Here is a 19,590-nt window from a genome sequence, read left to right on the forward strand (position 1 = left end):
CGGCAACCAGAAGCGAGCAGGAGACACAGCACGATGCGCATCGGAGTTCTCACCGCAGGCGGCGACTGTCCTGGCCTGAACGCCGTGATCCGGTCGGTCGTGCACCGAGCGGTGACGGCCTACGGCGACGAGGTCATCGGCTTCGTGGACGGCTACGCGGGCCTGCTGGACGGCCGCTACCGCGGCCTCGACCTCAACGCGGTCAGCGGCATCCTGGCCCGCGGCGGCACCATCCTCGGCTCCTCCCGGCTGGAGCGTGACCGCCTGCGCGAGGCATGCGAGAACGCCTCCGACATCGTCCGCGAGTTCGGCATCGACGCGCTGATCCCGATCGGCGGCGAGGGCACCCTGACGGCGGCGCGCATGCTGTCGGACGCGGGGCTGCCGGTGGTCGGCGTCCCCAAGACGATCGACAACGACATCTCCTCCACCGACCGCACCTTCGGCTTCGACACCGCCGTCGGGGTCGCCACGGAGGCGATGGACCGCCTGAAGACGACCGCCGAGTCGCACCAGCGGGTGATGGTCGTCGAGGTGATGGGCCGGCACGCCGGCTGGATCGCCCTCGAGTCCGGCATGGCCGCCGGCGCGCACGGCATCTGCCTGCCCGAGCGGGCCTTCGACCCGGCCGACCTGGTGAAGATGGTCGAGGAGCGCTTCTCGCGGGGCAAGAAGTTCGCCGTCATCTGCGTGGCCGAGGGCGCCCACCCCGCCGAGGGCAGCATGGACTACGGCAAGGGCGAGATCGACAAGTTCGGCCACGAGCGCTTCCAGGGCATAGGTACGGCCCTGGCCTACGAGTTGGAGCGCCGCCTCGGCAAGGAGGCCAAGCCGGTCATCCTCGGCCACGTCCAGCGCGGCGGCGTGCCGACCGCCTACGACCGCGTCCTCGCCACCCGCTTCGGCTGGCACGCCGTCGAGGCCGCGCACCGCGGCGAGTTCGGCCGGATGACCGCGCTGCGCGGCAACGACATCGTGATGGTGCCGCTGGCGGAGGCGGTCACCGAGCTGAAGACCGTGCCGAAGGACCGGATGGACGAGGCGGAGTCGGTCTTCTAGACCGCTCCGGGCCTTCCGGACCCGGTGTTCCGGACACCGGTGTTCCGGGCCCTGGTTGTTCCGGCCCCGGCGCGGCCTACGTAACTTCGTGGCTTCGTGGCTCCGCCGGGTCCGGGTTCCTCACCGGTTCCGGCCGGCTCAGGCGGTGTTGTCCTGGACGGCGGCCCAGAAGTGGTCGACGATCCGGTGCAGGAACTCCGGGCCGTCGGTCCGTTGCCGGTAGTCCTGGTGCAACTCCTGCAGGGCGTCCGCGAGCAGGCGCCGGTCCAGGGGCACCGTCCTGCCCACCGGGCGGACGTACGCCTGCCAGCGGGCGGTCACTGCGCTGCGCAGCAGTTGGGCGAGTTTCTCGTCGCGTCCCGTGACGGAGATGAAGTCCGGCAGCGAGAGGCCGAGCAGGTCGGCGAGGGCGGCCGACTGGCGCTCGCTGCCGCGCCAGCAGTCGTGCTCCTCCATGTGCAGATAGGCGAGGAGTTCGAGGCCGACGCGGTGGGCGACGTCCTCCGGGGCGAGGCCGCGGGCGATGCGGTGCTCGCGCAACGTGCGGGGTCTGCCGAGGAGTTCGTCCGGCGAACACCACAGAACTCCGGCCAGAGCGGTGAGTTCGGGGACGGTCGGGGCGGACAGCTCCTGCTCCCAGGCGATCACGAGGTCCGGGGTGACATAGGGCAGTCCGTACGAGGCGCGCAGCCCGAAGGCGACGTGCTCGGGCCCCATGTTCAGGGCGGCGCGCAGACGGCGGGCGGCGGGGGCGTCGAAGGGCGGATTCGGGGAGGCGGGCCGGTTCGGCTGAGCGGGGGGTGGTTGGCGCACGGCCCACAACGTAGGGCCCTGGACCCGCGATGACTACGTTCTGTTCGGCCAGGATCACAGATCGTAGGAACCTACGGTTCCGGCCACGGAGACGGCCGACCGGCGAACACGTGTCTGACCCGACGGGGCGACGGGGCGGCGCCCGCGTGAGGCACGCGCGTCGGGCATCCGGCGAAGGGCAAGGTGAACCGGCATATGCCGTACGCTGCCGGGCGCCGAGCCTCCTACCCCCACCCCGGCAGCACGCCTGCCCCCGACGCCCCTACGGAAGGGTAACCACCGGCGCGATCCAAACCCCTGCGTCTCCCGCGACCCCCACAACGCCCCGGCCCTCGGCACGCCCGGGCCCCTGCGACCCAGGCGGCACCCTCCCGGCCTGGCGGCGCGTCCGGCCCTCAGCCGGGCGAACGTGAGACAGGCGTCGGCCGAACCTGCGTCGGCGGCGAGCGCGTGGGCGATCAGCACGCCGGCAGCCACCGCGCCGAAGCCCCAGCCGGCCACCGCCACGGGCATCGAGCGGCCGCCCTGGACGCCGAGGCACCTACCGTAGGCGAGGGCCGCGAGCTACCGGCCGCCGAGGCCGCCGCCCGGCCTGGCGGCCTGCGGCTTTCCGGCCTGGCGGCCTGCGGCCTTCCGGCCTGGCGGCCTTCCGGCCTTCCGGCCTGGCGGCCTTCCGGCCTGGCGGCCTTCCGGCCTTCCGGCCTGGCGGCCTGCGGCCTGCGGCCTGGCGGCCTTCCGGCCCTGGGCGGTCTGGCGGGCCCCGCCGCACCCCCGACCCGTCGCGTCGGCCCCGCCCCGCCGCTCAGTCCTTGACCGTGTCGCCTCGGACGGGCAGGCCATGGGCGTTCGGCGGTGGCCTGCGGCTACGGGGTCTTTACCCACCGGTAGCGGAGTTCCGGGCGTCCTACTGTTCCGTACTGGGGGTTTCGGGCTGCTCTGCCTGTGTCCACCAGGTGTTCCAGGTAGCGGCGGGCGGTGATGCGGGAGATGCCCACCGTCTCCGCCACCTGGGCGGCCGTGAGGCCCTCGGTGTGGTCGCGCAGGGTCACCGTCACGCGTTCCAGCGTCGGGGCGCTCAGGCCCTTCGGCAGGGCCGCCGGAGAGGGGGCGCGCAGCGTGGCCAGCGCCCGGTCGACCTCGTCCTGCCCGCTCGCCTCGCCCACCGCCGCGTGGAACTCGGCGTACCGCACCAGCCGGTCCCGCAGGGTGGCGAAGGTGAACGGCTTCAGTACGTACTGCACCACGCCCAGCGACACCCCCTCCCGCACCACCGCCAGGTCCCGCGCCGACGTCACCGCTATGACGTCCGCGTGATGCCCGGCCGCCCGCAGCGAGCGGGCCAGTTGCAGGCCGTGCACGTCGGGCAGGTGCAGGTCCAGCAGCAGCAGGTCGACGGGCGTGCGGTCCAGGACGCGGCGCGCCTCCGCGCCCGTGCGCGCCATGCCGACGGCCACGAAGCCCGGCACCCGGCCGACGTACATGACGTGCGCGTCGGCGGCCACCGGGTCGTCCTCCACCACCAGGACGCGGATGGGCCGGTCGTCCGTCATGCGCCGCTCCCGGTGACCACGGCGCCGGCGCCCTGCTCGCTCAGCGGCAGCCGCACCTCGAACTCGGCCCCGCCCCCGTCCGCCTCCGCCACGGTCAGAGCGCCCGCGTGCCGGAGCACGGCCTGCCGGACGAGCGCCAGCCCCAGGCCGCGCCCGCCCGGTCCGGCCGGCTTGGTGGAGAACCCGCGCCGGAACACCAGCTCCGCGTGGTCCGGTTCCACCCCGCGGCCCGTGTCGGACACCCGCAGCACCAGCTCGTCCCCGTCCGTGTACGCCGTCACCGTCACCCGGGCCCGCGGGCCGCCCTGCGCCGCGTCCACGGCGTTGTCGACCAGGTTGCCCAGGATGGTCACCAGGTCCCGGGCCGGCAGGCTCTCCGGCAGCAGACCGTCGTCCAGGCGGCTGTCCGGCGACACCACCAGCTCCACGCCCCGCTCGTTCGCCTGCGCCGTCTTGCCCAGCAGCAGCGCCGCGAGCACCGGTTCGCCGACCGCCGCGACCACCTGGTCGGTGAGCGCCTGGGCGAGTTCAAGCTCCGCCGTCGCGAACTCGACCGCCTCGTCCGCCCGGCCGAGCTCGATCAGCGACACCACCGTGTGCAGCCGGTTCGCCGCCTCGTGCGCCTGCGAGCGCAGCGCCTGTGTGAAGCCCCGTTCGGAGTCCAACTCGCCCATCAGGGACTGCAGTTCGGTGACGTCCCGCAGGGTGACCACGGTGCCCCGGCGCTCTCCACCGGACACCGGCGAGGTGTTCACCACCAGGACCCGCGCGGCCGTCAGGTGCACCTCGTCCACCCGGGGTTCGGAGGCCAGCAGCGCCCCGGTCAGCGGCGCCGGCAGCCCGAGTTCGGCCACCGACCTGCCCACCACGTCGGGCCCCACCCCCAGCAACTCCCGCCCGCCGTCGTTGATCAGCGCCACCCGGTACTGCCCGTCCAGCATCAGCAGTCCCTCCCGCACGGCGTGCAGGGCGGCCTGATGGTAGTCGTGCATGCGGCTCAGCTCGGTCGCGTTCATGCCGTGAGTGTGACGGCGCAGCCGGGCGTTGACGACGTACGTGCCGACCGCGCCGAGGGCGAGGGCGCCCGCCGCGACGCCGAGCAGCGCCGACACCTGGTCCTGCGCCCGCTTGCTGATCGCGTCCACCTTGATGCCCGCGCTGACCAGGCCGACGATCCGGTGGTCGTCGCCGACGACCGGGGTGACGGCCCGCACCGACGGGCCGAGCGTGCCCGTGTAGGTCTCGGTGAAGGACTCGCCCTCCAGCGCCCGGTCGATGGTGCCGCGGAAGTGCTTGCCGATCTGGTCCGCGCGGGGGTGCGTCCAGCGGATCCCCCGCGGGTCCATGATCGTGACGAAGTCGACGTCCGAGTCGCGCATCACCCGCAGCGCGTACGGCTGGAGGCGGGCGCTGGGGTCGGAGGTGCGGATCGCCGCCCTGACCGACGGGGAGTCCGCCACCGCGCGGGTCACCGCCATGGCCTGCCGGCCGGCCGCCTCCTCCGCCTGCCGCTGGTCGCTGATGTAGGTGAACAGCGCGTACCCGGCGACCACGACCGCTATCAGCACGGCCTGCATGGCGAAGAGCTGCCCCGCCAGGCTGCGGGGTCTCGGAACGGGAAGGCGCATGCCGCCAGTGTGCCCCGCACGCCGAGCGTGAACTAAATGAACGCAAGGGTGACCGGCGCCACAGGCCGGGAGATAGTCACGGCAATCCCCCACAACCCCCGGACGTGAGCCGCACGCCGGTGTGACCGACGAAGACGTCAAGGAGGGCAGCCGTGGCCGCCAGTACCCCCGATACGGCACCTGCCGCACCCGCCGCGAAGCGGGACCGCACCCATTACCTGTACATCGCGGTGATCGTCGCGGTGGCGCTCGGGATCGCCGTGGGACTCATCTGGCCCGACGCGGGTGTCGAGCTGAAGCCGCTCGGCACGGGCTTCGTGAACCTGATCAAGATGATGATCTCGCCGATCATCTTCTGCACGATCGTGCTCGGCATCGGCTCGGTCCGCAAGGCCGCCAAGGTCGGCGCCGTCGGCGGCATAGCGCTCGGCTACTTCCTGGTGATGTCGCTGGTCGCGCTGAGCATCGGCCTGCTGGTCGGCAACGTCCTGCACCCCGGCGACGGGCTGCACCTGACCGAGGCGGTCAAGGCGACCGGGCACGACCAGGTCTCCGCCGACGCGCTGCCGCCGGTCGACTTCGTGCTGTCGATCATCCCGGTGACCTTCGTGTCCGCGTTCACCGAGGGCCAGGTGCTGCAGACGCTGCTGGTGGCGCTGCTCGCCGGGTTCGCGCTGCAGGCCATGGGCCCGGCCGGGCAGCCGGTGCTGCGCGGTGTGGAGCACATCCAGCGGCTGGTCTTCCGCATCCTCGCCATGGTGATGTGGGCCGCCCCGGTCGGCGCGTTCGGAGCCATCGCCGCGGTCGTCGGCTCGTCCGGCGTCGACGCCCTCAAGAGCCTCGCGGTGCTGATGCTCGGCTTCTACGTCACCTGCGTGCTGTTCGTCTTCCTCGTCCTCGGCGTGCTGCTGCGGGTGCTCGCCGGGCTGAACATCCTCACCCTGTTCAAGTACCTGGCGCGGGAGTTCCTGCTGATCCTGTCCACCTCCTCCTCCGAGTCCGCGCTGCCGCGGCTCATCGCGAAGATGGAGCACCTGGGCGTCAGCAAGGCCGTGGTCGGCATCACCGTCCCGACCGGCTACTCGTTCAACCTCGACGGCACGATGATCTACATGACCATGGCGTCGCTCTACATCGCCGACGCCCTGGGCACCCCGATGTCCCTCGGCGAGCAGATCCCGCTGCTGCTCTTCCTGCTGCTGGCGTCCAAGGGCGCGGCCGGCGTCAGCGGCGCCGGGCTGGCGACCCTGGCCGGCGGTCTGCAGTCGCACAAGCCCGCGCTGGTGGACGGCGTCGGCCTGATCGTCGGCATCGACCGGTTCATGAGCGAGGCCCGCGCCCTGACGAACTTCGCGGGCAACTCCGTCGCCACCGTCCTCATCGGCACCTGGACCAAGGAGATCGACAAGGACCGGGTCCGGCGGGTCCTCGCCGGCGAACTGCCCTTCGACGAGACGACGCTGCTCGACGAGGACCAGGCCGAGCGCCCCGAGGTGCCCGAGCAGGGCAGCGAGAAGGAACTCGTCCGGGCGTAGGTCCCCGCACTCCGGGCGGCTGGGTGTTCCCCCCGTCGCTCAGCCGCCCGGTCTCTTGCCTCGGTCCCTTGCGTCAATCGCTCAGTTTCGCCACCAGTCCGGTGGCCTCCCCGGCGGGCACGCCCGCCGCGGTCAGCACGGTGACCGCGGCGGAGCGGCCCGCCTTCGGCGATTCCAGCAGGTCCTCGTTCACCGCCTCCATCAGCGCGAACAGGATCTGCTCGTGCACGAAGGCGAGCGCCGGCGCGGGCAGCGGGGAGCTGAACACCCCTGCGTCCAGGCCGTGCTGGAGCAGTTCCACGGCGCTCTCCCGGACGGGCGCGAGGCGCTCGCGGATGCTCCGCACGGTGACCGTGCGCTGGGCCAGGGCCACCAGCAGCCGGTAGCGGTCGGCGATCTCCCAGATCGCGAGGACCGAACGCGCCACCGCCTCGGCGGGGTCGCGCACGCCCGCGCGGGCGGCCTCCTGCGCGGCGGCCACCGCCTCCACGGCCCCGTCGATGATGGTGTCGACCAGCGCCTCACGGTTCGGGAAGTGCCCGTACACCGTCCGTCGTACGACGCCCGCGGCGCGCGCGATCTGGTCCATGGACGCGTCGGGGTCGCGCAGCAGCTCGGCGAGGGCGACGTCGAGGATGCGGCGGCGGTTCGCGTCGGCGCGGCTGGTGTTACCCGTGGTCATGACCGCCATTGTGCCTGGCGCGCCCGGTCGGACCGGTCCTTCCCTCGCGTGGGCTTCGCCATGGGCCCCGGCACGGACTTCGCCGACATGGGTTTCACCTCCCTCATTTGCACAGCGATGTGCAAGCGGCGTACATTGCACATCGTTGTGCAAGTGCACACGGCTGTGCAAGTCGTGTCGAAGTCCTGTCGTCCGAGGAAGGCACCCCCGCCCATGCGACTCGTCATGAACGAACCGGTCGAAAGGATGGACCGCCCCTACGCCCGGCGCTGGTGGGCGCTCCTGGTGCTCTGCCTGAGCCTGCTGATCATCGTGATGGCCAACACCGCCCTCACGGTCGCGGCGCCCGACATGACCCAGGACCTGGGTCTGTCCAGCGCCGACCTCCAGTGGGTGATCGACGGCTACACCGTGCCGTACGCCGCGCTGATGCTGCTGCTCGGCGCGATCGGCGACAAGTACAGCCGCCGCGGCGCGCTCGTCGCCGGGCTCACGGTGTTCGGGGCCGGGGCCGTCTTCGGCTACCTCGCCGACAGCGCCGCGACGGTCATCACCGCGCGTGCCGTGATGGGGGTCGGCGCCGCGCTGATCATGCCCGCCACGCTCTCCCTGCTCGCCGCGACCTTCCCGCGTGCCGAGCGGGCCAAGGCGATCACCGCGTGGACCGCCACCGCCGGCCTGGCGATCGCGGCCGGCCCGGTCGTCGCCGGTGCGCTGCTGGAGCGCCACGGCTGGTCCTCGACGTTCCTGATCAACGTCCCGGTGGCCGTCGTCGCCCTCGTCGCGTCCTTCGTCCTCGTGCCGCCGTCCAGGGCCGCCCACCACGAGCGCATCGACCACGTCGGCGGCCTGCTGTCCGTGCTGTGGATCGGCTCGCTGGTCTACATGATCATCGAGGGTCCGCACTTCGGCTGGGGCGTCAAGGCGGTCGCGGCCGCGGTCGTCGCGGGCGCCGGCCTGGTCGCCTTCGTACTGTGGGAGCTGCGCCACCCGCGCCCGCTGATCGACGTACGCCGCTTCGCGCACCGCTCCTTCGCCGGCGCCAACCTCGCCGTGGCGCTGTTCTTCCTGGCCGTCTTCGGCGCCTTCTACTACCTCACCCAGTACCTGCAGTTCGTCCTCGGCTACGACGCCCTGCAGACCGGCCTGCGCATGCTGCCGCTGGCCGGCGCCGTGTTCGTCGGCGCGGGCCTGACCGGCCTGCTCACCCCGCGGGTCGGCATGAAGTGGACGGTCACCGCGGGGATGGTCGGCGGCACGACGGCCCTCGCGCTGCTCACCCGGGTCGACGGCGGGTCGTCGTACGGCGATCTCGTCGTCCCCCTCGTCGTCATGGGCCTGGCCATCGGGCTCGCGCTCTCGCCCTGCACGGACGCGATCATGGGGGTGTTCCCGGAGTCCGACCTGGGCGTCGGCGGCGCGGTGAACGACACCTCGCTGGAGCTCGGCGGCTCGCTCGGCATCGCGATCCTCGGCTCGCTGCTGGCGACGTCGTACTCGGACAGCCTCGCCGACGCCACCGCCGGCAGCCGGCTGCCGGCCTCCGGTCTGGCCACCGCGCAGGACTCGGTCGGCGCCGGGTACGCGGTGGCGCGCGGCATCGGCGAGAAGGCGAAGCAGGCCGCCGCGCAGGCCCAGCAGGCGACCGACCCGCAGCAGGCCGCCCACCTGAAGGCCGAGGCCGGGCAACTCGCCGAGGGCGCCCGGCAGATGGCGGACGCGGTCGGCTCCGCCTTCGCCGACGCGGTCGCCCGCACCAGCCTCACCGGGGCGGTGATCCTCGGCATCGGCACGGTGCTCGTGGCGGTGCTGCTGCCGCGCGGACGGAAGGCCGAGGGGACGGCCGTGGCCGAGGGGACCGTCAAGGCCGCGGGGACCGCCGAAGCCGAGGGGACCGCCGAAGCCGAGGGGACCGCCGAAGCCGAGGGGACCGCCGGTGCCGAGGGCAACGGCGAGAGGAGCGAAAGGGTGCGGGAGTCCAGCGGGAGCCGCTGATCCTCACCGATCTCTTACCGTCGTCCACTAGCGTGCCGCGCCGGCGAAGTACCGGCGCGGCACGTATCTGTGGAGGCACGCGGGATGGCGATCGACTGGGACCGGCGGACGTGTGCGCGCAAGGGACACGTCACCTACGCGCCGGACGACCCCCGCCTGCGGGTGCGGCTGCACGCCGAGACCGCGCTCGGCGAGGTGTGGCGCTGCCTGCGCTGCGGCGACTTCGTGCTCGGCGAGCCGCACGGCTCGGGGCCCGCCGGCGACGCCCCGCTGGTGCCGCGCGGCAAGGTGCTGCGGGACCTGTTCGTGCTGCGGTTCCTGGCGCTGGAACGGGCGGTGCGCGGCGTGTTCATCGTGCTGGTCGCGGTGGCCGTGTGGCGGTTCAGCAACAGCCAGCACGCGGTGCGCCGGCTCTTCGACGAGTACCTCGACGTCTTCCGGCCGGTCTTCCGGCACTTCCACTACGACCTGGACCACTCGCCCGTCGTCGGCACCGTCCAGAAGACCTTCGGCTACCGGCACGACACCCTTCTGCTGGTGGCCGGGCTGCTGCTGGCGTACGCGCTGGTCGAACTGGTCGAGGCGGTCGGCCTCTGGTACGCCAAGCGCTGGGCGGAGTATCTGACGGTGGTCGCCACCGCCGCCTTCCTGCCGCTGGAGATCTACGAACTCACCGGGCACGTGAGCTGGGTGAAGATCACCACCCTGGTCCTCAACATCCTCGCCGTCCTCTACATCGCCCTCACCAAGCGCCTGTTCGGCCTGCGCGGCGGCCGCGCCGCCTTCGACCGGGAACGGCGGAGCGCCTCTCTGCTGGAGGTGGAGGAATCCGCGGGGGTGCTGGCAGGCCGGTGATCTCGCTCTCTCATGAGGGCGAGCGTCTCGCGTGACGGCCGGAAGAGCACTCGCCGCACCCGTCGTCAACACCCCTTCCGTACTTTTCCGGGAGCTTTCCGGCATCTTGGTGTCGGTGAGGTTCCCTGACTACCTTGGTCAGTGAAACTTGCGGGTCGACTGGGTGGTGATCCCCATGGCCACGGTCCTGGACAGGGATGAGCTCTGGCGCTACGTCGACCGGGAGCGGGCGAGCCTGGCCGATCTGCTGGAGGGACTGAGCCCCGAGGAGTGGGAGGCGCCCACCCTGTGCGGCGACCGGCGGGTGCGGGACGTCGCCGCGCACCTCGCCGTCGGGCCGCGCAGCCGCGGGCGGGACGTCCTGCGCGAGCCGGTGCCCGCGCACGGACGCCCGCACCGCATGATCCACGACGTGCCGGTCCGCGAGGGCCGGCGCGCCGACGAGATCGTCGCTGATCTGCGCTCCGCCGTCGGCTCCCGCCGCACGGCGCCGGGCACCACCCCGCACGAGACGCTGCTCGACCTCCTGGTCCACGGCCAGGACATCGCGCTGGCCCTCGGCCGGGAGCGGGAGATGCCGCCGGAGGCGGCCCGGGACGCGGCCGAACGCGTGTGGACCATGCGCTTCCCGTCCCGCCCCTGGCCGCTGCCGCAGGCCCGGCTCGTCGCCACCGACACCGAGTGGACGCGCGGGGAGGGCGAGGAGGTCCGCGCACCGATCGCGGCGCTGCTCCTGCTGTGCACCGGGCGCCCCGAGGCGGCCCGGGCGTGGTTCCGGCGGGCCGAGGAGCCGCTGTGGTCGAGGGCGCAGTGCTGGCTGGGATGCGAACCGCCGACGCTCCACCCGGCCGCCGCGCACAAGCGGTGACACGGCGCGGGCTGCGCGGGTGAGACGGGGCACACCGGCCCGGCCGGCGGCGCAGGCCGGGCGGCCGGTGTTGCCTTGACGTCGGCGTCAAGCCGTACGGTCGTATCCATGCGAATCGGCGAGCTGGCCGCGCGGGCCGGGACCACGACCCGGACGCTGCGGTACTACGAGTCGCGCGGGCTGCTGACCGCGCGGCGCGGCGACAACGGGTACCGGACGTACGACGAGAGCGATCTGAGGCTGCTCAGGCAGATCAGGACCCTCCAGGACTTCGGGTTCGACCTGGAGGAGACGCGGCCCTTCGTGGAGTGCCTGCGGGCGGGGCACCCGGAGGGCGACACCTGTCCCGCCTCGATCGAGGTCTACCGGCGCAAGCTGGACGAACTCGACGCCTTGATCGGGGAGTTGCAGGCAGTCCGAGCGAAGATCGGCATGCGGCTGGCGATGGCCGAAGGCGAACCACCACCATTGTGCGAACTGGGAGGGACAGAACTGTGATCAGGGCGGCCGGAGTGACCGAGGTGACGGACGCGGACTTCGCGGCGGAGGTGATCGGGGCGGAACTGCCGGTGCTGGTGGAGTTCACCGCCGACTGGTGCCCGCCGTGCCGGCAGATGGGCCCGGTGCTCACCGCCCTCGCGGCCGAGGAGGGCGAGCGGCTGAAGGTGGTCCAGCTGGACGTGGACACCAGTCCGGAGACGACGAACGCGTACAAGGTGCTGTCGATGCCGACCTTCATGGTCTTCCGGGACGGCGAGCCGGTGAAGGCGATGGTCGGCGCCCGGCCCAAGCGGCGGCTGCTGGAGGAACTGTCCGACGTGCTGTGAGCGAGGTGCTGGGCCCGGCGTGCCGTGACCGTGCGGCCGGCCCGGACGACGCCACGAAAAATCCCCCGAGCAATTGCGCTCGGGGGATTTTCTTGCGTATATTCAATGATTCGCGACTTCATGAATCCGGTCGCAAAGAGGTTCAGTGAGCACAGTATATCCGGGCGGGAGCGGAATTGTCAAACACCGACTTTCATGACGGTGAATTGAGGCGTGAACAGGAATTCATCGACGGCGTGTACGCGCGCGTCGACGCCCTGCGCGGCGACACCGAGAACGCCGTCACCGACGCGCTCGCCCAGGGCAGCACGCCCATGCAGGCCCGGCTCGAGCGGGACATCCTGGTCGCCGAGCGTTCCGGGCTGCTCGCCGCGCTGAACGCGGTCGACGGCTCGCTCTGCTTCGGCCGCATCGACCTCGCCTCGGGCACCAGCCACCACATCGGCCGCGTCGGCCTGCGCACGGACGACGCCGACCGCACCCCGATCCTCATCGACTGGCGGGCCGAGGTCGCCCGCCCCTTCTACCTGGCCACCGGCCACACCCCGATGGGCCTGCGCAGGCGCCGGCACATCACCACCAGCGGCCGCACGGTGACCGCCCTGCACGACGAGATCCTCGACCTCGGCGACGAGACGCGCACCGGCCACGAGGACCCGTCCGGCGACGCCGTGCTGCTGGCCGCGCTCAACTCCGCGCGCACCGGCCGGATGGGCGACATCGTGCGGACCATCCAGGCCGAGCAGGACCGGATCATCCGTGCCCCGCACCGCGGGGTGCTGGTCGTCGAGGGCGGCCCCGGCACCGGCAAGACCGCGGTCGCGCTGCACCGCGCGGCCTACCTCCTGTACGAGCACCGGGAACTGCTGGCCAAGCGCGCGGTGCTCATCGTCGGCCCGAACCCGGCCTTCCTCGGCTACATCGGCGAGGTGCTGCCCTCCCTCGGCGAGACCGGCGTGCTGCTGTCGACGGTGGGCGAGCTGTTCCCCGGGGTGAAGGCGACGGCGGCCGACACCCGCGAGGCGGCCGCGGTCAAGGGGCGCGCCGCGATGGCGGACGTGCTCGCCGAGGTCGTGCGCGACTGGCAGGCGCTGCCCGAACCGGTGATCGCGATCGAGCACGACCGCGAGGTCCTGATGCTCGACGACGACCTGGTGCGGGTGGCGCGGGAGCGCACCCGCGCCACCGGGCTGCCGCACAACGTCGCCCGTGAGACCTTCGAGGGGCACATCCTCAACACGCTCACCGACATGGTCGCCGAGCGCATCGGCACCGACCCCTACGACGGCACGAACCTCCTCGACCCGAGCGACATCACCCAGATCCGGGAGGAACTCGCCGAGAACCCCGAGGTCTGGGCCGCCATCGACCAGCTCTGGCCACGGCTGACGCCCGAGCGGCTGGTCGCGGACTTCCTCGCCGACCCCGTCGGATACCTCCCCGACGAGGACGCGGCCGCCGTCCGGCGCCCGGTGACCCGGGCATGGACCGTGGCGGACGTCCCGCTGCTGGACGAGGCGGCCGAACTCCTCGGCGAGGACGACCGCACGGCCCGGGCGCGCGCGGACCACGAGCGCCGGACGCAGATCGCCTACGCGCAGGGCGTCCTCGACGTCTCCTACGCCTCCCGCACCTACGAGTTCGACGACAAGGAGGACGAGGACAGCGAGGTGCTGTCCGCGCACGACATCATCGACGCCGAACGGTTCGCCGAGCGGCACGAGGAGGACGACCACCGCAGCGCCGCCGAGCGCGCGGCGGCCGACCGCACCTGGGCGTTCGGGCACATCATCGTCGACGAGGCGCAGGAGCTGTCGCCCATGGCGTGGCGGATGCTGATGCGGCGCTGCCCCACCCGCTCGATGACCCTGGTGGGCGACCCGGCGCAGACCGCGGAGGCGGCCGGCGTCGGCTCCTGGGCGAAGATCCTCGAGCCGTACGTCGAGGACCGCTGGGCGCACACCCGTCTGGGCGTCAACTACCGGACGCCCGCCGAGATCATGGAGCTGGCGGCGGCCGTCGTGCGGGCCGAGGACCCGGACTTCGACCCGCCGAGCTCCGTGCGGTCCACGGGCGTACGGCCCTGGATCCGCGCCACCGGCGACCTGCCCGGCGCCGTGGCCGAGGCGGTCCGGGAACTCGCCCCGGCCGAGGGCCGGCTGGCGGTCGTCGCCCCGCGCGAACTGCACCGCAGGCTGGCCGCCGGGCTGGACGGGGTGACCGCGGGCGCCCAGCCGGATCTGACGCGGCCGGTCGTGCTCCTGGACCCGCGGCAGGCGAAGGGGCTGGAGTTCGACACGGTGCTGGTGGTCGAGCCCGGCCGGTACTCCACGAGCGACCTGTACGTGGCGCTGACCCGGGCCACCCAGCGCCTGGGCGTGCTGCACACCGGAAAGCTGCCGAAGTCACTGGCCGACGCGGCGCCCTGAGCCTGCCGCCTGCCGCCTGCCGCCTGCCGCCTGCCGCCTGCCGACGGCAGGCGCCGGTCCGGCCGTCTGCCTGCGCGCCGCCCCGGCGCGGCCGAGGAGCGGCAGCCACCGCCGGCGCCGACGGCCGGCCGGGCGGGCCGCCGACGGGCGCGGGCGAGGCCGACGGGCGGCGGGCAGGCGCCCCCGGCAGGCCGACGTGGGGCAGGCGCCCCGGGCCCGGGAGGCCTGCCCGGACCCGGACGGGCCCGGGCAGGCCTTCGTCGGGCGCCGTATGCCTACGCCGGGCGCAGCCAGACCGTCGCCAGCGGCGGCAGCGTCAGCCGGACACTCGCCGGGCGGCCGTGCGCGCCCTGGGGTTCCGGTTTGACGACGTCCGGGTTGGTGACGTCGCCGCCGCCGTACTTCGTCGCGTCGGTGTTGAGGACCTCGTGCCAGGCGGGGACGTCGTCCGGGACGCCGAGGCGGTACCCGGTCCGGACGACGGGGGCGAAGTTGGAGACCGCGAGCAGCGGGCTGCCGTCGGCGTCCAGCCGCAGGAACGCGAAGACGTTGTCCTCGGCGGCGTCCCCGGCGATCCACTGGAAGCCGTCGGGCTCGGTGTCGCACTGCCACAGCGCGGGCGTGTGCCGGTAGACGGTGTTGAGGTCGCGGACCAGGTCGCGCACGCCCCGGTGGTCGGCCTCGGCGCCGTAGCCCGGGTCGAGCAGCCACCAGTCCGGGCCGTGCGTCTCGGACCACTCGGCGCCCTGGGCGAACTCCTGCCCCATGAACAGCAGTTGCTTGCCCGGATGGGACCACATGAAGCCCAGGTAGGCGCGCAGGTTGGCGCGCTGCTGCCACCAGTCGCCGGGCATCTTCGACACCAGCGAGCCCTTGCCGTGGACCACCTCGTCGTGGGAGATGGGCAGCACGTAGTTCTCGCTGTAGGCGTACACCATCGAGAAGGTCATCTCGCCGTGGTGGTACTTGCGGTGGACCGGGTCGTGGCTCATGTAGTCCAGCGAGTCGTGCATCCAGCCCATGTTCCATTTCAGGCCGAAACCGAGCCCGCCGAAGCCGCCCGGCCCCTTGTGGTGGGTGGCCCGCGTGACGCCGTCCCACGCCGTCGACTCCTCCGCGACGGTCACCACGCCCGGCACCCGCCGGTACACGGTGGCGTTCATCTCCTGCAGGAACGCCACCGCGTCCAGGTTCTCCCGCCCGCCGTACACGTTCGGCGTCCACTGGCCCGGCTCGCGCGAGTAGTCGAGGTAGAGCATGGAGGCGACCGCGTCCACCCGCAGGCCGTCGATGTGGAACTCCTCGCACCAGTAGACGGCGTTGGCGACCAGGAAGTTGCGCACCTCGTTGCGCCCGTAGTCGAACTCCAGGGTGCCCCAGTCGGGGTGCGCGGCGCGCAGCGGGTCCTGGTGCTCGTACAGCGGACGGCCGTCGAACTCGGCCAGCGCCCAGGCGTCCCGCGGGAAGTGCGCCGGCACCCAGTCCATCAGGACGCCGACACCGGCCCGGTGCAGCGCGTCCACCAGGTACTTGAAGTCGTCGGGGGTGCCCAGGCGGGCGGTGGGCGCGTAGAAGCCGGTGACCTGGTAGCCCCAGGAACCGCCGAAGGGATGCTCGGCGACCGGCATCAGCTCTACGTGCGTGAACCCCAGATCCTTTACGTAACGCGGCAGTTGTTCGGCCAGCTGACGGTAGGTCAGGCCCGGCCGCCAGGACGGCAGGTGGACCTCGTACACGGAAAACGGCGCTTTGTGCGCGGGCAGTTCGGCGCGGCGCGCCAGCCATTCGGCGTCCTGCCACACGTGGTGCGAGGCGGTGACGATCGAGGAGGTGGCGGGCGGGACCTCCGTGCGGCGGGCCAGCGGGTCGGCGCGCAGCGTCTTCGAGCCGTCCGGCCGGGTGATCTCGAACTTGTACAGCTCGCCCTCGCCGACGCCGGGCACGAACAGCTCCCAGACGCCGGACGAGCCCAGCGCGCGCATCGCGTGGCCCGTGCCGTCCCAGAAGTTGAAGGTGCCGGCCACCCGCACGCCGAGCGCGTTCGGCGCCCACACCGCGAAGCGGGTGCCGGTCACGCCCTGGTGGGTCATGGGGTGCGCGCCGAGCGCCTTCCACAGCTCCTCGTGGCGTCCCTCGCCGATCAGGTGCAGGTCGAGATCGCCGAGCGTGGGCAGGAAGCCGTAGGCGTCCGCCGTGTCCTGCACGGTGCCTTCGTACGCCACGAGGAGCCGGTAGACCGGGACCTCGGACAGGGGCAGCGCGCCGGAGAAGAAGCCGTCGCCGTCGTCGTGCAGCTCCACCCGCAGGTCCCCGGCGACGACGGTGACCGACCGGGCGTACGGGCGGAACGCGCGGAACGCCACCCCGCTCGGCACCGGGTGGGCGCCGAGCACGGAGTGCGGGGAGTGGTGCGAGCCGTCGAGCAGCCGCCGACGGTCCGCCGCCCCGACAGCGGGGGAGACGGCGACCTCTACGGGGGCCTCTACATGGGCCTCTACGGGGGCCTCGACGGGAACCTCGGCGGGGGCCTCCTGCGCGGCGGCCGGGGCGGGCGCCGTCACGGGGGCCGGGCGGGCCGCCGGTTCGGCGGGCTTCCGGGGCGCGCTCTTCCTGGGGGCGGTCTTCTTCGCGGTGGCGGTGGTCTTCCGGGCGGCGGCCTGCTCCGCCGCGCCCGCCGCGGCAGCGGTCTGCCCGGCCGACGGCCCGGCGGTCGCCGCCTTCGCCACGGCCTTCTTGGCCACAGTCTTCTTGGCCACGGCCTTCTTGGCGGGGGCGGTCGCCGCGGCGGCCGTCTGCGCGGTGGCCCTCTTGGTCACCGTCTTCTTCGCCACGGCCTTCTTGGTCACGGCCTTCTTGGCCGCCGTCTTCTTCGCCGCGGTCTTCGCTGCCGCCGGTGCGGCGGCGGGAGCGACCGCTTTCTCCGCGGCCTTCTTCACACTCTTCGCCGCCTTCTCGGCGGTCTTGCGTACGGCGCTCTTCTCGGCCGGGCTCTTCCCGGCCGGGGTCTTCTTGGCTGTCCTCTTCGCGGTGCTCGTCTCCGCGGCGGCTGTCTCCTCGGCCGTCTTCTTCGGATCCGGACCGCTGGACGGGGGGCGCGGGGTCACGGGCGGAGCCTCCTGGGCGAAGTCAGGTCGGTCGGTCAGATCGAGTCAAATAGGGTCAGATGGTGTCGGACGCGGCGTAGTGCTCGATCGCCGCCATCGGTACGGAGAGCCAGTCCGGGCGGTGCCGGGCCTCGTAGACGACCTCGTAGATCGCCTTGTCCGTCTCATAGGCCCGCAGCAGCACCGGGTCGGTGCGCGGATCGCGGCCGCTGACCTCCGCGTACCCGGAGCAGTACGCGGCCCGGCACGTCTCGGCCCACTCCGGCGCGGGCGGGTCCGCCGAGAGCGCCGCGTAGTCGAAGGAGCGCAGCATCCCCGCGATGTCCCGCAGTGGCGGATGCGGCAGCCGCCGCTCGGACAGCGGCTTCGACGGTTCCCCCTCGAAGTCGATCAGCCACCACTGGCCGGCCGGCGAGCGCAGGCACTGCCCGAGGTGCAGGTCGCCGTGGACGCGCTGCGCGGTCCAGGTGTGCCCCTCGGCGGCCAGGTCGGCCAGTGCCGTGAACGCCGAGCGCAGCCCGGGTACGTACGGCCGCAGCGCGGGCACCGCCTGCGCGGCCGCGTCCAGGCGCTCCGTCATCCCGTCGGCCATCGACTGCACCTGGTGGTGGGCCATGGTGACGGTCGGCAGGGCCCGGGCCAGCGCGGTGTGCACCTCGGCGGTGGCGCGTCCGAGGGCGCGTGCCTCGGCGCCGAAGTCCTCGCCCTTGGCCAGCTCGCGCAGCGCCAGTTCCCAGCCGTCCGCCGCGCCCTGCAGGAAGGGCTGCAGCACACCGAGGACGTACGGCTCACCGCTCAGCTCGGCCCGCAGCCACGCCACCGGCGCCGGCACCCGCGGGCAGCCCTCGTGGGCCAGCGCCAGCGGCAGCTCCAGATCGGGGTTGACGCCGGGCACGACGCGGCGCAGCAGCTTCAGAATAAACGTATCTCCATAGACGACGGACGAGTTGGACTGCTCGGCGGTCATGATGCGGGGCACCAGCCCGCCGCGGATCTCCTGGGCGGGGTCCCGCTCGAAGCGAAGCCCGCCGATCCTGGCCTGGGTGCGCAGCGCCTCCAGGAGCAGTTCGGCGGGCCGGGGGTCGTACAGGGCCTCGTACACCGTGTGACCGGCGAGCGGGCCCTCCTCCACGTGTCCGATCAGCGCGGGCGCCAGCCGGGGCGGCAGCGCCTCGCGCATGCCTATGAGCAACTGGTAGCAGTCGCCGGCGTGGGATTCCCCGCCCGGCGTGGACGGCTGGTGCGCGCGCACCAGCAGGTGGTACAGGCCCAGCTTGCCGCCTGTGGGCAGCAGCTCGGTGGCGGCGACCAGCGAGAACCCGGTGACCGGACGTCCCTTCCCCGCGAACCAGCGCTGCCGCGGCAGCCACTCGCGCAGCAGTGGATCCAGGGACGCCAGGAGGCCGGGACTGCTGGTGACGGTACGGGTGACGGCTTCCGACATACGTCGCGTCCTTTCCCCGGGGGTGGTCGGGGTGTTACTGATGCGTGCCCCGGGAGGGGCGGGAGAAACCGCCCCACCCGGGGTCGGGCTCACGCCCTACGCGGCGTCCTTGCGCAGCCGGAACCAGTAGAAGCCGTGCCCGGCGAGGGTCAGCAGGTACGGCAGCTCACCGATGGCCGGGAAGCGCACCCCGCCGAACAGCTCGACCGGGTGGCGTCCGCTGAACGCGCTCAGGTCCAGCTCCGTCGGCTGCGCGAACCGGGAGAAGTTGTTCACGCACAGCACGAGGTCGTCCTCGTACTCGCGCAGGAACGCGATCACGGCCGGGTTCGACGACGGCAGCTCCCGGTAGGAGCCGAGGCCGAAGGCGAGGTTCTGCTTGCGGATCTCGATCATGCGGCGGGTCCAGTGCAGCAGCGAGGACGGCGACGCCATCGACGCCTCCACGTTGGTGACCTGGTACCCGTAGACCGGGTCCATGATGGTCGGCAGGAACAGCCGGCCGGGGTCACACGAGGAAAAACCTGCGTTGCGATCAGGTGTCCACTGCATCGGGGTGCGGACGGCGTCGCGGTCGCCGAGCCAGATGTTGTCGCCCATGCCGATCTCGTCGCCGTAGTAGAGGATCGGGGAGCCGGGCAGGGACAGCAGCAGGGCGGTGAAGAGCTCGATCTGGTTGCGGTCGTTGTCGAGCAGGGGGGCGAGGCGGCGGCGGATGCCGATGTTGGCGCGCATGCGGGGGTCCTTGGCGTACTCGGCCCACATGTAGTCGCGTTCCTCGTCGGTGACCATCTCCAGGGT

At 72.6% G+C, this 19,590-nt stretch carries 15 protein-coding genes; 8 read left to right on the forward strand and 7 right to left on the reverse strand.

Features of this window, described 5'->3' with window-relative positions:
* Positions 1–33: 33 nt before the first annotated feature.
* Positions 34–1,059 (forward strand): ATP-dependent 6-phosphofructokinase, encoded by a 1,026-nt coding sequence (locus ACZ5GT_RS36795; protein ID WP_469035242.1) that lies wholly within the window; start codon positions 34–36, stop codon positions 1,057–1,059.
* Positions 1,060–1,197: 138 nt separating this feature from the next.
* Here the strand turns inward: ACZ5GT_RS36795 and ACZ5GT_RS36800 are convergent, their stop codons facing one another.
* The 3 genes from ACZ5GT_RS36800 to ACZ5GT_RS36810 all read right to left on the reverse strand — a co-directional run bounded on the left by ACZ5GT_RS36800 (position 1,198) and on the right by ACZ5GT_RS36810 (position 5,050).
* A complete protein-coding gene (locus ACZ5GT_RS36800) occupies positions 1,198–1,881 on the reverse strand; it encodes an XRE family transcriptional regulator (RefSeq protein WP_469035244.1) in 684 nt (227 codons plus the stop codon).
* An 854-nt stretch (positions 1,882–2,735) separates the two neighbouring features.
* Positions 2,736–3,422: a response regulator gene (locus tag ACZ5GT_RS36805; RefSeq protein WP_469035247.1), complete on the reverse strand. Its 687-nt coding sequence runs from the start codon at positions 3,420–3,422 to the stop codon at positions 2,736–2,738.
* On the reverse strand, positions 3,419–5,050 hold the full coding sequence (locus ACZ5GT_RS36810) for a sensor histidine kinase (RefSeq protein WP_469035250.1): 1,632 nt from the start codon (positions 5,048–5,050) through the stop codon (positions 3,419–3,421). Before ACZ5GT_RS36810 ends, ACZ5GT_RS36805 begins: the two co-directional genes overlap by 4 nt.
* A 152-nt stretch (positions 5,051–5,202) precedes the next feature.
* Between ACZ5GT_RS36810 and ACZ5GT_RS36815 the strand changes: the two genes are divergently transcribed.
* Positions 5,203–6,585: a cation:dicarboxylate symporter family transporter gene (locus tag ACZ5GT_RS36815; protein ID WP_469035253.1), complete on the forward strand. Its 1,383-nt coding sequence runs from the start codon at positions 5,203–5,205 to the stop codon at positions 6,583–6,585.
* A gap of 73 nt (positions 6,586–6,658) precedes the next feature.
* Here ACZ5GT_RS36815 and ACZ5GT_RS36820 read toward each other — a convergent pair whose 3' ends face one another.
* The gene (locus ACZ5GT_RS36820) at positions 6,659–7,276 is read right to left on the reverse strand and encodes a TetR/AcrR family transcriptional regulator (RefSeq protein ID WP_469035256.1); all 618 of its coding nucleotides are present in this window, start codon (positions 7,274–7,276) and stop codon (positions 6,659–6,661) included.
* Positions 7,277–7,480: 204 nt separating this feature from the next.
* Between ACZ5GT_RS36820 and ACZ5GT_RS36825 the strand changes: the two genes are divergently transcribed.
* From ACZ5GT_RS36825 to ACZ5GT_RS36850, 6 genes are all read left to right on the forward strand, one after another.
* Positions 7,481–9,262, forward strand: coding sequence for an MFS transporter (locus ACZ5GT_RS36825; RefSeq protein ID WP_469035258.1), 1,782 nt, complete (start codon positions 7,481–7,483; stop codon positions 9,260–9,262).
* 84 nt (positions 9,263–9,346) lie between these two features.
* Positions 9,347–10,117, forward strand: coding sequence for a DUF2127 domain-containing protein (locus ACZ5GT_RS36830; protein ID WP_469035260.1), 771 nt, complete (start codon positions 9,347–9,349; stop codon positions 10,115–10,117).
* 175 nt (positions 10,118–10,292) lie between these two features.
* On the forward strand, positions 10,293–10,985 hold the full coding sequence (locus tag ACZ5GT_RS36835; protein WP_469035261.1) for a maleylpyruvate isomerase family mycothiol-dependent enzyme: 693 nt from the start codon (positions 10,293–10,295) through the stop codon (positions 10,983–10,985).
* Between the two features lie 108 nt (positions 10,986–11,093).
* Positions 11,094–11,483 carry a MerR family transcriptional regulator gene (locus ACZ5GT_RS36840; RefSeq protein WP_469035263.1) on the forward strand — a complete coding sequence of 130 codons (390 nt, stop codon included), beginning with the start codon at positions 11,094–11,096 and terminating at the stop codon, positions 11,481–11,483.
* Positions 11,484–11,497: 14 nt separating this feature from the next.
* On the forward strand, positions 11,498–11,812 hold the full coding sequence (locus ACZ5GT_RS36845; protein WP_469035265.1) for a thioredoxin family protein: 315 nt from the start codon (positions 11,498–11,500) through the stop codon (positions 11,810–11,812).
* A gap of 206 nt (positions 11,813–12,018) precedes the next feature.
* Positions 12,019–14,241 (forward strand): HelD family protein, encoded by a 2,223-nt coding sequence (locus ACZ5GT_RS36850; protein ID WP_469035267.1) that lies wholly within the window; start codon positions 12,019–12,021, stop codon positions 14,239–14,241.
* A 275-nt stretch (positions 14,242–14,516) separates the two neighbouring features.
* Here the strand turns inward: ACZ5GT_RS36850 and glgB are convergent, their stop codons facing one another.
* The 3 genes from glgB to ACZ5GT_RS36865 all read right to left on the reverse strand — a co-directional run.
* Positions 14,517–17,345 (reverse strand): 1,4-alpha-glucan branching enzyme, encoded by a 2,829-nt coding sequence (gene glgB, locus ACZ5GT_RS36855; RefSeq protein ID WP_469035270.1) that lies wholly within the window; start codon positions 17,343–17,345, stop codon positions 14,517–14,519.
* A gap of 55 nt (positions 17,346–17,400) precedes the next feature.
* Positions 17,401–18,789 carry a maltokinase N-terminal cap-like domain-containing protein gene (locus tag ACZ5GT_RS36860; RefSeq protein ID WP_469035273.1) on the reverse strand — a complete coding sequence of 463 codons (1,389 nt, stop codon included), beginning with the start codon at positions 18,787–18,789 and terminating at the stop codon, positions 17,401–17,403.
* A gap of 96 nt (positions 18,790–18,885) precedes the next feature.
* Positions 18,886–19,590, reverse strand: a 705-nt coding sequence (locus tag ACZ5GT_RS36865) for an alpha-glucosidase C-terminal domain-containing protein (protein WP_469035277.1), incomplete at its 5' end; no start/stop codon positions are given.

It is taken from the genome of Streptomyces sp. NPDC031340, from assembly GCF_055569945.1.